The organism is Paraglaciecola sp. QJM3NY_14 (genome assembly GCF_056173245.1).
This window is the reverse complement of the sequence record NZ_CM149664.1, coordinates 397,163-410,033: the sequence shown is the minus strand read 5'-3', so window position 1 is coordinate 410,033 and position 12,871 is coordinate 397,163. Positions and strand designations below refer to the sequence as shown.

15 protein-coding genes are annotated in these 12,871 nt (G+C 46.8%); 5 read left to right on the top strand and 10 right to left on the bottom strand.

From position 1 onward, the window contains the following. Positions 1-31: 31 nt before the first annotated feature. From AC0VYA_RS01765 to gmk, 10 genes are all read right to left on the bottom strand, one after another. A complete protein-coding gene (locus tag AC0VYA_RS01765; protein WP_475489870.1) occupies positions 32-511 on the bottom strand; it encodes a redoxin family protein in 480 nt (159 codons plus the stop codon). 36 nt (positions 512-547) lie between these two features. Beyond that, a complete protein-coding gene (locus tag AC0VYA_RS01760) occupies positions 548-943 on the bottom strand; it encodes a VOC family protein (protein ID WP_011573283.1) in 396 nt (131 codons plus the stop codon). Between the two features lie 50 nt (positions 944-993). Further along, on the bottom strand, positions 994-1,842 hold the full coding sequence (locus tag AC0VYA_RS01755) for a class I SAM-dependent methyltransferase (RefSeq protein WP_011573282.1): 849 nt from the start codon (positions 1,840-1,842) through the stop codon (positions 994-996). Beyond that, positions 1,835-3,910 (bottom strand): ATP-dependent DNA helicase RecG, encoded by a 2,076-nt coding sequence (gene recG / locus AC0VYA_RS01750; protein WP_473477698.1) that lies wholly within the window; start codon positions 3,908-3,910, stop codon positions 1,835-1,837. Before recG ends, AC0VYA_RS01755 begins: the two co-directional genes overlap by 8 nt. Positions 3,911-4,112: 202 nt before the next feature. Continuing rightward, positions 4,113-4,757: a peroxiredoxin-like family protein gene (locus tag AC0VYA_RS01745; RefSeq protein WP_475489869.1), complete on the bottom strand. Its 645-nt coding sequence runs from the start codon at positions 4,755-4,757 to the stop codon at positions 4,113-4,115. A 36-nt stretch (positions 4,758-4,793) separates the two neighbouring features. Continuing rightward, entirely contained in the window at positions 4,794-5,546 is a 753-nt protein-coding gene (gene trmH / locus AC0VYA_RS01740) for a tRNA (guanosine(18)-2'-O)-methyltransferase TrmH (protein WP_473481417.1), read from the bottom strand. Between the two features lie 193 nt (positions 5,547-5,739). Continuing rightward, positions 5,740-6,126 carry a RidA family protein gene (locus AC0VYA_RS01735; RefSeq protein ID WP_006994679.1) on the bottom strand — a complete coding sequence of 129 codons (387 nt, stop codon included), beginning with the start codon at positions 6,124-6,126 and terminating at the stop codon, positions 5,740-5,742. A gap of 21 nt (positions 6,127-6,147) precedes the next feature. Next, positions 6,148-8,277 (bottom strand): bifunctional GTP diphosphokinase/guanosine-3',5'-bis pyrophosphate 3'-pyrophosphohydrolase, encoded by a 2,130-nt coding sequence (gene spoT, locus AC0VYA_RS01730; protein WP_011573278.1) that lies wholly within the window; start codon positions 8,275-8,277, stop codon positions 6,148-6,150. A 140-nt stretch (positions 8,278-8,417) separates the two neighbouring features. Further along, on the bottom strand, positions 8,418-8,690 hold the full coding sequence (gene rpoZ / locus AC0VYA_RS01725) for a DNA-directed RNA polymerase subunit omega (protein ID WP_011573277.1): 273 nt from the start codon (positions 8,688-8,690) through the stop codon (positions 8,418-8,420). Between the two features lie 104 nt (positions 8,691-8,794). Next, positions 8,795-9,442, bottom strand: coding sequence for a guanylate kinase (gene gmk / locus AC0VYA_RS01720; protein WP_473477690.1), 648 nt, complete (start codon positions 9,440-9,442; stop codon positions 8,795-8,797). Positions 9,443-9,561: 119 nt separating this feature from the next. Here gmk and cyaY point away from each other — a divergent pair, with 119 nt between their 5' ends. The 5 genes from cyaY (at position 9,562) to hemC (ending at position 12,871) form a co-directional block, all read left to right on the top strand. Next, complete coding sequence (cyaY, locus tag AC0VYA_RS01715; RefSeq protein WP_473477688.1) at positions 9,562-9,888, top strand: iron donor protein CyaY; 327 nt, start codon at positions 9,562-9,564, stop codon at positions 9,886-9,888. Positions 9,889-9,934: 46 nt separating this feature from the next. Beyond that, positions 9,935-10,606 (top strand): alpha/beta hydrolase, encoded by a 672-nt coding sequence (locus AC0VYA_RS01710; RefSeq protein WP_475489868.1) that lies wholly within the window; start codon positions 9,935-9,937, stop codon positions 10,604-10,606. Between the two features lie 162 nt (positions 10,607-10,768). Beyond that, complete coding sequence (locus AC0VYA_RS01705) at positions 10,769-11,248, top strand: YHS domain-containing (seleno)protein (RefSeq protein ID WP_475489867.1); 480 nt, start codon at positions 10,769-10,771, stop codon at positions 11,246-11,248. A gap of 27 nt (positions 11,249-11,275) precedes the next feature. Beyond that, entirely contained in the window at positions 11,276-11,755 is a 480-nt protein-coding gene (locus tag AC0VYA_RS01700; RefSeq protein ID WP_475491016.1) for a GNAT family N-acetyltransferase, read from the top strand. 186 nt (positions 11,756-11,941) lie between these two features. Then, positions 11,942-12,871 (top strand): hydroxymethylbilane synthase, encoded by a 930-nt coding sequence (hemC, locus tag AC0VYA_RS01695; protein ID WP_475489866.1) that lies wholly within the window; start codon positions 11,942-11,944, stop codon positions 12,869-12,871.

The following is a 12,871-nucleotide window of genomic DNA, read 5'->3' as shown; positions in this document are numbered from 1 at the left end:
CTATTGCACCGCGCCAATTACCTAGCTGAATTTAGCCGTTTAATGCCGCCAACATAGTCTGCGCGTCACTGACTTCAAACTTGCCAGGGGCTTCGATGTTTAGTGCCTTAACGACACCGTTTTCCACTAGCATAGAATAACGGCCAGAGCGTAAGCCACCGAAGGAGCCTGTGTCTTTAGCAAGGCCAATGGCTTGGCTAAACGCAGCACCGCCATCAGCGAGCATAGTCACGTTCTCTGCGTTTTGTGACTTGCCCCAGGCTTCCATCACAAATGCATCGTTCACCGATAAACAGATAATGCTATCAACGCCTTTTGCCGCTAGTTTGTCAGCCAAAGCAATATAGCCTGGCAAATGGGTATTCGAACAAGTTGGTGTAAATGCGCCAGGAACAGCAAACAACACCACTTTCTTATCCGCAAATAAGTCAACGGTTGTGGGGTTACTAGCTTCGCCATTTTCGCGCAAGCTAAAAGTCACTTCGGGTAAGGTATCGCCAACGTTGATCATAATATTTCCTTGGTTAAATGAGCAATAGACATGACATTACTTAGGTTGCAGCAAATCCCACTTGTTGCCAAAACAGTCTTGGAATATTGCCACTGTGGCGTAGGGCTCATCTCTTGGCTCTTCTAAAAAGACCACTTCGCGTTGCAGCATGTTTTGATAATCACGGTGAAAGTCATCCGTTTGCAGGAAAAACGACACACTACCACCTGTTTGATTGCCCACCCATTGCTGCTGGTTAACAGCCGCTTTCATCAGCACTAAAGCGGCACCTATTTGGCCAGCATCATTGTTTGGAGCAATCCGCACCCAGCGAGAATCTGGGCCGTTTTTAATATCCTCAAGCAAAGTGAAACCCAATGACTGGGTGTAAAACTCAATGCCTTTATCGTAATCGTCGACCAATACACTTACGTTACATACGCTTTGTTGCATGTTATTCCTTTTAAGTAAAACCCAATAAATGAGGAACAGCGGTTTCGGCGCTAATTAATCAGATATACATCAAAGCGATTCGCCTTGCCTTGCATTTCGATATGGGGCTTTTGCTGTGCTAAAAAAGGGGCACCGGCTGGGCGTTTTACCACCACGCGCTTTTTGGCTAACGCGAGTGCGGGGGCGAGCAGCCCATCGGCGTCTTCGTCAGGACCAAGCAATTGCTGAAAAAGGCGCATTTCTTTTTTCACTGCAGCACTTTTTTTACGATGCGGGAACATAGGGTCAAGGTACACCACATCGGGAGCAAGATTTGCTGGTTCGTTACACCAGTTCGCCATTAAATCAACGGCGATGCCATGATGTAAGCGCATTCGTTGGGGCAGCCAAGCACTTAGCTCTGCACTGTGGTGTGCTCGCTCAAGTCCATCTGCTAACAAGGCGGCTACCACTGGGGAGCGCTCAATCATATCAACCCTGCAGCCTAGGCTTGCGAGCACGAACGCATCTCGCCCAAGGCCTGCTGTGGCATCTAAAACTCTCCATTCGCTCTGCCCTTTTAAACCAACCGCTTTGGCGACGGCTTCTTTTTTACCACCACCGTGCAGTCGCCTAAACGTCAGGGCGTCAGAGGCAAAGTCCACTAGTACCTCGCCTACTTTTGGCTCATCTAATTGCTTTAACGCTAAATGCGCTTCGCTTTGCATCAACACTAAGCCATGTCTGACATTACCATCGAAGTTCAATTGCCACACAGATGCTAAGTTTTTAGCTTTTTCAACAAGTTCGGGGCTGGCGTTTTCTGGCACAGTGACTACAGGAGCCATCTTTACAGGTGCTGTGGCCGGCGATTTTGCAACGGTATGTGTCACCGCGTTGATGTAAGAATTATCAGGCATGACCAAAATGCTCTTTGTGACCTAACCAGCGATTAATAATGGCTTGTGCATTTGCAGGATGTTGTTCCCATAATTTTACAGACAAGGTTTGTACCTGAGGAATAAGCTCGGCGTCACGCACCAAATCGGCGATACGCAAGTCAGCCAAGCCGGTTTGCTTGGTACCCAACAGTTCCCCTGGGCCACGTATCTCTAAATCTTGTTGGGCAATATAAAAACCATCATGGGATTCACGCAGCACAGCTAATCGCTTTGCTGCCGTCTTTGACAAAGGGCTTTGATACATCAACACGCAGTGGCTTTCTACTGAGCCTCGCCCAACTCGCCCGCGAAGTTGATGTAATTGCGCTAAACCTAAACGTTCTGGGTTTTCGATGATCATCAAACTGGCGTTGGGCACATCGACCCCGACCTCGATTACGGTGGTAGCCACCAATAAGTCCATCTCGCCGTCTTTAAATTGCTGCATTAAACGCTGCTTTTCATCGGCTTTAAGGCGCCCGTGCACTAAACCAACCTTTAGTTCAGGCAAGGCTGTTGCTAAGGCAATAGCGGTTTCTTCTGCCGCTTGAGACTGCAACACTTCTGATTCTTCAATCAGGGTGCATACCCAATAGGTTTGCCTGCCTTGCTCTACAGTCGCCAAGCGCACCCGTTCAACCACTTCTATGCGTCTCGTTTCGGGCAATACCACAGTGGTAATAGGCGTGCGTCCGGGCGGTAGCTCGTCGATTACCGAAGTGTCTAGATCTGCATAGGCTGTCATCGCTAGTGTGCGTGGAATGGGCGTTGCAGTCATGATCAACTGATGAGGAAACGCCCCCTGCTGCACGCCTTTTTCACGCAATGCCAAGCGCTGATGCACCCCGAATCTGTGTTGCTCGTCCACAATGACCAGTGCCAAGGATTGGTATTGTACGGTCTCTTGAAACACAGCGTGAGTGCCTACCAGTAACTGCAGCTTGCCGCTGGCTAAATTTTCTAGGGTTTCGTTACGAGCTTTACCTTTTAACTTACCGGCCAGCCAGCCGACCTCGATACCTAGGGGAGCAAACCAACCTTGAAAATTATTCATATGTTGTTCTGCCAGCAGCTCAGTAGGCGCCATCATAACCACTTGGTAGCCTGCACTGATCGCTGATAGCGCAGCCATGGCAGCGACCAGTGTTTTACCTGACCCTACGTCCCCTTGCACTAAACGCATCATGGGGGTTGGGCGCTGCATATCGTGTTGAATGTCGTTGATAACACGTTGCTGGGCACCCGTTAAATCAAATGGCAAGCTATCGAGTAGCTGTTTCAGCAGGGGCTCACTTGGGGTGATGGCAAAGCCTTTTTGTAACTGACTTTGCTGGCGTACTTTAAGCACACTTAAGTGATGGGCCAATAGCTCTTCTAGCGCTAAGCGCTGCTGAGCGGGGTGCTTACCTTCCTCAAGTAAAGCCAACGTCACATCAGGTGGAGGCCTGTGTACCAAGTGTAAAGCTTCAATCAAACCGACTTGCTGCTGATAAACATCCTCAGGTAGCAATTCAGCTAAACCGCCTTTATCAAGCAATGTGAGGGCTTGCTCAGTCAAATTACGCAAGGTAATTTGTTTAACGCCCTCAGTAGAGGGATAAACTGGCGTTAAAGATTCAGCCAACTGGGCGTTGGAATCTGCACTAAGGGTTTTATATTCTGGGTGCATGATCTCTAGGCCATATTTGCCCGCACGTACCTCACCGAAACAACGAATGCGCGTACCGTTTTCTAAGCTGTTTTTTTGCGCCGCTGAAAAATGAAAAAAGCGTAATGTGATGGTGCCTGTGCCGTCGCTGATGCGCACAATTAACATGCGTTTACGGCCAAACTGCACATCGCTAGACATGACTTCGCCTTCGACACTGGTATGCAAATGCGGCATTAGCTCAGCGATGGGATAAATGCGGGTGCGATCTTCATAACGATGGGGCAAGTGAAATAACAAGTCCTGCACTGATTGCAGGCCAAGCTTAACCAACTTTTCAGCGACTTTGCTGCCAACCCCTTTAAGCTGGGTGACTGGCGTCTGGGCTAGCCCTAACATCGAGAGTCCGAACCTTGCGTGAGCCGATTAGGGAAAGTGATTAAAAGCACAATAGATAACAAAGAAATAGCCGCCTGCCCTTCAAGTAAATCAGATACAAAATATCGCTGAGTTGTTTATTATACTTCACGATTTACTCAATCGGGGCAAGAACTTAACATCATTTGTGCCTATCTTTACTCCGCATTTCGTGCATCGAGTGTTAAAGCGAATACTTAGCCGCTTGATAAAGTAATTCAGGCGACAATCGTTGTTTGTAGTCAGGGTTCACGTAACTGAATTTGATCACCCCCTGTTCATCTAGAATAAACACAGCTGGTGCTGGTAATACACCCCGCCCTGCTTTAGCTGATGCATTTAACTCTATGCCTTTTTTTTCTTTGTACTGAGCGGTTTTGTCTTCAGGCACATAATAACCAATACCAAAACCGCGTATTGTCTCTAACTTGCTATCAGAAAGTAACTGTACGGTAAACTTGCTTTGCAGTTTTTGAGCTTGCAGTTGCGCTGGCGTTTCAGGGGATATCGCTAATATTTGATAACCCAAATCATCCAGAGATTTTTCAATGTCTTTTAGTCCAGCCAACTGACGATTACAGTAAGGACACCAGCCACCACGATAAAAAATTAGCACAGTGGGCTTTTGCATAGTGATGGCTTTCAAGCTGACTGGCGCGCCATCACCGGTTTGCAATTTGGTGTTTGGGGCAAAATGGCCGACTAGCAATGGGGTGACATCTTGGGCACCTTCAGCAATGGTAGTGCGCTCAAACGCTAACACAGGCGAGGACAGAACAGCGAGTAAAAGAAGTAAACAACCGTTTGTTGCTTTTATATTAGTCATCATTTTGAAATCCTTTATCGGGGTAACAATCGTGTGTACTTAACGATTACCTCTATGGCTTTTCTCGTATTCTATCTCGCTAATGGCTTCTTGTTCTAGTTGGCGCATCGCTTTTGCGGTGGTTTGCATTTTCTGCCACCAGCTTGCATCAGCCACTATGTTACCGCCTTCATCAATATGTGGGTAATCGAGGCCTTTGTTACGACACACGTTTGATAACACAGGAAACCCGCCTTCAAATAGAACACGCTGACACTCTTCTTCGCTCAGTTGAAGGCTGTTGTACATACCAGCCACTTCTCGCTGACGCTGAGCTTCGTATAACACCACAGCAGCAGCCACCGAAACGTTCAATGACTGCACCATACCGACCATGGGAATGACAATGTTTTTGTCAGCTAGGGCAATCGCTTCTTCGGTAGCACCGTGCTTCTCTTGGCCAAGAATAATGGCCGTGGGCTGGGTGTAGTCTATGTCCCTGAAATCCACTGAATCATCAGATAAATGAGTGACCAACACTTGCATATTTTGTTGTTTTAACACGCTGACAGCATCGCCAATACTGGTGTGCATCTCGGTTTTAACCCAATGCTCTGACCCCATAGCGGTGCCTTTGCGTATCTTGGTTTTTTGATCCCATACGCCATGAATACGGTTGATCCCCACTGCGTCACAGCTGCGCAAAACAGCAGATACATTGTGTGGTTTATGAACTTGTTCTAAACAAACCGTTAAGGATGGCTGGCGGGTACTTAATAATTTACGAATGCGCTGATAACGCTCTACTGACATGGGGGCTATAGCAGTCATGGTTTATATTCTTTTTCTTATTGATGTTATATAGCCCTGTTGCCCGCGACGAAGCGTGCCGAGTAGGCTAGCATCTTTTGATCAGCGCACGGCCATTTGGACTCCCCGTGCGCAATGCGGCGCTAAAACGCCACCTGTATTTTAGAGTGAATGTTGCTGTAGGTAATACCTGATATTACTCAGGTAATTCCATCACACCATCGATTTCAATTTGAGCACCTTTAGGCAATTCTTTCACGCCGATAGCAGCGCGCGCAGGGTAAGGTTGCTTGAAATGCTTGCTCATGATTTCGTTCACAGTGGCGAAGTTAGATAAATCCGTTAAGAAGATATTCACTTTAGCCAAATCGTTGGTGCTACCACCTGCAGCCTGGCAAACGGCTTGAACATTTTTAAATACTTGTTCAGCTTGCTCGGCGAAATCGTCAGAGATCATTTCCATGGTTTCCGCCACAAGAGGGATTTGCCCAGACAAATACACAGTAGTGCCAGATTTAATCGCTTGGCTGTAAGTACCAATAGCTTGTGGAGCCTTGTCAGTATGAATAACAGACTTAGACATAATATGCTTACCTTTTAAAGTTTATACGTTAGGTGATTTATTCTGCTTAGATTGGCTGTGCCTTGAAACCCTTTGAACTTCGGGCATGATGCGAATTTTTCGCATGACATCAGCGAGCTGAATACGATCTGTGATGGTCAGTTCTATATCAATGTAATAGATACCGCTTTCTTTTTCTTCGGTTTGTAAACCGACGATATTAGAGCCGCACGAAGCCACATTATTGGTTAAATTGGCGAGCGTCCCTTGATGATTTATTAATTCGATTCGTAGCGCAGCTTTAAATTCACCTTGAGGTTCATCATCCCACTTCATAACAAGCACCCGCTGGGGCTCTTCTTTACTCAGTTTACGAATGTTACTGCAACCCGCTTGGTGAATCATCATGCCGCGACCTGGGCTAAGCACAGCCACAATTTCATCCCCTGGGATGGGGTGACAACAGCGTGAATAAGATACCAATAGCCCTTCAGTGCCTCGAATAGCAACGTTGCGACCACTGTCTGGAATTTCTGCCGCTTCACCGAGTAAACGCCTAGCGACGATGGCGCTGAGTTCATTGCCTAGGCCGATATCCGCCACCAAAGCGTTAAAATCAGCGTGTTTTGTTTCCTCTACCACTCGGTCGATGTCCGCTTGCGGAATTTCATCTAATTTGGTTTTACCCAGCGCATGGCGTAATAAACGATTTCCCATGCTGAATGCTTCTTCGGAGCGCTGATGTTTTAGGTAATGGCGAATATGCGAGCGCGCTCTAGCACTGACCACAAAGTTCAGCCAACTTGCGTTGGGTTTCGCTCTGGGTGAGGTAATGATTTCGACGGTTTGGCCGTTTTCAAGTGGTTTACTTAACGAGTATGTGCGTCTTTCGACTTTCACCCCAACGCAGGTATTGCCTACACCTGTGTGCACTGCATAAGCAAAGTCGACCGCGGTTGCGCCGAGCGGAAGTTCAATGATGCGCCCATCTGGGGTAAACACGTAAATCTCATCTGGGAATAAATCAGTTTTTACGTTTTCGATAAATTCAAACGAAGAGCTAGCACTTTGTTGTAACTCAATAAGTGACTGCATCCATTTACGGGCGCGTACTTGTGCTGTGGTATCGCTGGACTCTGAATCGTCTTTGTACATCCAATGCGCAGCCACACCGATATCGGCCATTTTGTCCATTTCGGCGGTGCGAATTTGAATTTCTACTGGAATACCGTGAGGGCCAATCAAAGACGTATGCAATGACTGATAGCCATTGGTACGCGGTATAGCCACGTAATCTTTAAAGCGCCCTTCAATGGGTTTATACAAGCCATGCATAGCGCCCAGCGCTCGATAGCAATTATCAGCACTGTCAACCACTACGCGAAATGCATAGATATCCATGACTTCGTTGAACATCAACTCTTTGTTTTTCATCTTGCGATAAATTGAGTACAGGTGTTTTTCACGGCCAATGGTCAACGCGTTCATGCCGAATGCCGCCAAGCGGGTTTCCACTTCTTTATGAATATTTTCGATAATTTCTTTACGATTACCCCTCGCCTGTTTAACCGCTGCTTTCAATGCGCGGTGGCGCATGGGATACATGGCCTGAAACCCTAAATCCTCAAGCTCATTTTTGATATCGTGGATACCCAAACGGTGGGCAATAGGCGAGTAAATTTCGAGTGTTTCACGGGCAATACGACGACGTTTGTCAGGACGTAAAGAACCGAGGGTGCGCATGTTGTGTGTGCGGTCTGCCAGCTTGATCAAGATAACGCGAATATCTTGCACCATAGCCATGAGCATCTTACGAAAGTTCTCGATTTGCGCTTCTTGCTTACTACTAAAATGAATCTTTTCGAGCTTACTAACGCCCTCGACTAACTCACCAACCGTCTCACCAAACTGTTCGCTCAGGGATTCTTTGTTGTGATGGGTGTCTTCGATGACATCGTGCAGCAATGCAGCCATTAGCGTTTCATGGTCAAGACGCATGTCCGCCAAAATGCCAGCCACGGCTACGGGGTGAGTAATGTATGGGTCGCCACTGGAACGCATCTGCCCATCATGGGCTTCTTGGGCTACCACAAACGCACGTTGAGTTTCCGCTACCTTGTCCGGTGGGAGGTAGGCCTCAAGCTTTTGTTTTAAACCCTCAAAAAGATACAAGTGCTGTTAGTCTCAAACGGTGAAAAGTTTAAGGATACGGTGAAATGGGCGCTAAGCCAACGGCTAAAACATCAATTTGATGTTCTGCCGCTAGGATCAGGCTTTTCTTCGGTGAGTGTCCGCGGACTTATGCCCTAGGACTACTGTTCTTGAAGGATATTTGCTACAGACTCAAACTGAGCTTGGTCTTGTGCATGTTGGTCACGCAAGTTTTCTGCGTCTAGAGTAGATGCGGTTACGTGACCTTCTTCGATTTCACGTAATGCTACAACTGTAGGCTTATCAGTACCTACTGATACATGTGCAACTTTACCTTCAATCGCAAGTTGTCTTGCGCGGCGTGCTGCGACTAAAACCAAATCAAACCGATTGCCAATTTTATCTACGGCATCTTCAACTGTTACGCGAGCCATTTTGATCTCCGTCGTGTAGCTATGTTTTAAAAAAGGTCGCATAGTGTACTTGCAAACCTGTCATTAGCAAAGATCTTTCACGATCTAAGCGTTGAATTTTTGTGCTAGTCGCTTGCCAGTAAATTTTCAAACAAACTTTGGTGACGCATAACCTGCTTTTCTTTGCGTAAACGGCGACTCGAGACAATCGCGTCCAGCTCCGCTAATGCAGCAGTAAAGTCGTCGTTGACCACAATATAATCAAACTCATGGTAGTGCGATATCTCTGAGACCGCTTTGTTCATACGATCTTGAATCACCTCAGGGGTGTCTTGGCCTCTTTCGGTCAAACGGCGCATTAATTCTTCTCGTGAAGGCGGAGCAACGAAAATCGTCGCGGTGTCAGGGATTTGTGCTTTGACTTGGCGCGCGCCTTGCCAATCAATATCCAAAAACACATCTATCCCCTTGCGCAAGGTTTGCTCAATGACCACTTTAGAGGTGCCATAATAATTGCCAAATACTTCTGCCCATTCGAAGAATTCATCTTGAGTGATCAGCTCTTGAAATACCTCTCGGCTGACAAAATGATAATGTACACCGTCTATTTCACCCGGGCGCGGTGCTCGCGTGGTGTGTGAAACCGAGACCTGCATTTCATTGTTATGAATTTCTGTCGCATCATGGTTTTGCAGTAACGCTTTGATTAAGCTAGATTTACCTGCCCCTGAAGGCGCGGCAAGTATAAATAAATTTCCGAGTGATTGTGGCATAGAAGATTTTCAGTCAAGTAAGTAGATAAAGTGAGTGTTGAGATTTCTATGCAATGTTAGCATATTCCCTTTGTAATGGTGCTAATGCATCAAAACTGTTCACAAAAGGTGACGCAATAATGAACGACAGCCAATATCACCAACTCATCGACGACCTACTAATTAACTTAGAAGAGATGCTCGATGATGTAGAAGCCGATATCGATTACGAATCCGCTAGCAGTATCCTTACCCTGATTTTTGTTAATGGCACTAAGATCATCATCAACAAACAGCCACCGTTGCACCAGCTGTGGGTAGCCACCAAATTTAACGGCCATCATTTTAACTACCAAGATGGTTTGTGGATTGACGAGCGCACCGGCGTTGAGTTTTGGCAATTTATGAATGATGCAGCCAGCAAGCAAGCCGAAGTGCCAGTGTCTTTTCCGCGACCGACCGAATAAGCATTAATTAAAAACGTATTAGAACGAACCGAAGAGTGGTAACCCTATGAGTGATAACAATTTAGAGTATGTAGAAGTGAACCCAAGCCAACCCCACAGTGCCGTGGTGATTTGGTTACACGGCCTAGGGGATTCTGGTAATGGCTTCGCGCCAATCGTGCCCGAACTAAAAATACCCGACGCCTTGCCTATTCGCTTTGTATTTCCTCATGCTCCTGTGCGTCCTATTACGGTAAACAACAACATGGAAATGCGTGCTTGGTACGACATCGCTAGCTTAGATTTTAACCACAGAGCAGATCGCGTAGGCGTTGAAGAGTCCGCTAAGCAAGTGGAAGCACTAATCGATGCTGAAATTGCCAATGGCACACCAGCTGAGCGCATTGTATTGGCAGGCTTTTCACAAGGCGGCGTGATTGCGCTGCACTTGGGCACGCGCATCAATAAGAAGCTCGCTGGCATCATGGCGTTATCAACCTACATGTGTGAGCCCGAAACCCTTGCCGGTGAAGCGAGCGATGCCAATAAAAGCACGCCTATTTTAATGGCTCATGGTCAGCAAGATAATGTGGTGCCTGTGTTTATGGGTAACGCTGCGTACAAAGTGTTAGAAGAAAACGGTTATCCTGTCACTTGGCAAGATTACCCTATGCAACACAGCGTGTGTTTGGAAGAAATTAATCATATCTCTGCTTGGTTACAAGCACGTTTTAGCTAGTTCAATTGGTTCCTTGTTGCGCTCTTATTTCGCTCTTATTGCGCTATCCCAAAGCAGAACTGCTTTGGGATAGAAATGTGATGAAATAAAATTCCTGTGCCCTCGGTTTTATTGGATAAGCCCTTTATCTAATGTGTAGCAACAGCTACCACAGGAATTATCATGACCATCAATCCCTTTGTCATTGCCCACCGCACAGCGAAGATTACCGTCCTCTTCATCATGCTTAGTGTTAGTCATTTTGCCTTTGCACAAGACCCCATCGAAACAGGCTTTTTTAATAACAAAGCAATTTACGGTTACGATACCATCGCTTACTTCACTTCGAATAAAGCAGTAAAAGGCGACGATGCATTTACCACACAGTGGCGCGGAGCCGACTGGTTTTTTAGCTCGCAAGCACATTTAGATTTATTTAAAAATGAACCTGAAAAATACGCCCCGCAATACGGTGGTTACTGCGCCTATGCGATGGCCACGGGTGATTTTGTTGGGATAGATGAAGACGCTTTCGTTATTGATAATGGTAAGCTCTACTTAAACTACAGTGCCAGCGTGCAACAAAAATGGCTGGCGAATAAAGCCCAATATATTGAGCAAGCCGATGCCCAGTACCTTATGCAATACCCCGCAAGCAAGTAATCTTGATAGCGAAAAGATACGTTCGTGATGCAAATTAACCTGATCTCATTGGGCGAAGAACACAGCGCAGATATTTCTGCGCTGGCCATAAGATCGAAGGCTTATTGGGGATATTCATCAACATTTATGCAGCAGTGCGCGCACGAACTGACTTATTCTGCCCAACAAATCGCCCACGACGATTTTCACTTTGTTGGGGCGTTTTCCTCTTTTATCAATCAAAACTCATCACCCTTAGGCTTCTATGCACTTCAGCGTATTTCCCGTGAACAAGCAGAAGTATTGGCGTTGTTTGTTTGCCCAACTCAAATTGGTTGCGGTTTAGGGCAAGCGTTACTGCAACATGCAATAAGTGCGGCAAAATCACAACATTTCACTTCGCTCGTGATCTACAGCGACCCAAATGCCGCTGCCTTCTATGCAAAAAATGGCGCTAGACGAGTAGGCACGCAGCCTTCAGGTAGTATCGCAGGCCGTGAACTACCGGTTTACCAGATACAATTGTAACGAGCTCTTAGGCTGATTTGATTTGTGAGTACTTCATGGCATTCAACATCTATTTTTACGTGTTATGGATAGTTTGGCGTGCGCTATTGCGTTTTTTTCAGCAAAACTAGGGCTTTGCCTACTCAAAGTGAGCGGAAATTCTGATAATATCGCGGTATAAACTCGTCCGTTAACAGTGAATTTTTCATGTCAGATCGCGTTATTCGAATTGCTACGCGCAAAAGTGCTTTAGCCATGTGGCAAGCAGAATATGTTCAAGCCAAATTACTTGAAGCTCATCCCCAACTTAAGGTGGAACTGGTGCCTATGTCGACACAGGGCGACCGGATTTTGGATACGCCATTAGCCAAAATTGGCGGCAAAGGTCTGTTTATTAAAGAGCTCGAAGTCGCCATGAGCGAAGGCCGCGCAGATATAGCGGTGCATTCAATGAAAGACGTACCCGTTGATTTCCCAGCAGGCTTTGGCTTGCATTGCATATGCGAACGGGAAAACCCCTATGACGCATTTGTATCAAACACCTATGCCAGCATCGAAGAATTGCCGCAAGGCGCAATAGTCGGTACTTCAAGTTTGCGCCGTCAGTGCCAGATTCGCAGCGCCCGCCCAGATTTAACCATTCGTGACCTGCGCGGTAACGTTAACACGCGTTTAGCCAAATTAGATGACGGCCAATACGATGCCATTATTCTGGCCGCTGCTGGCTTGATCCGCCTTGAAATGCAAGATCGCATCAAAACCTATATCGAACCTACTGTGTCCCTGCCCGCTGTTGGCCAAGGTGCTGTAGGCATTGAATGTCGTAACGATGACGCTGAGCTAATCGAATTACTCAAGCCGCTAAATCACTGCGACACGGAATCACGGGTCAGAGCCGAACGTGCCATGAACGCCAAATTAAATGGTGGGTGCCAAGTGCCTATCGGCAGTTATGCCGTCTTAAACGGTGACGAACTGTATCTACGTGGATTAGTCGGCTCACCCGATGGCAGCGTACTTTTGCAGGCTGAGAAACGTGGCAATGTGAATGATGCGCTTAGCATCGGCGTTGATGTGGCTGAGCAACTGCTTGAAAAAGGCGCGGGTGACATTCTTCAGGCATTATATAAAGATTAA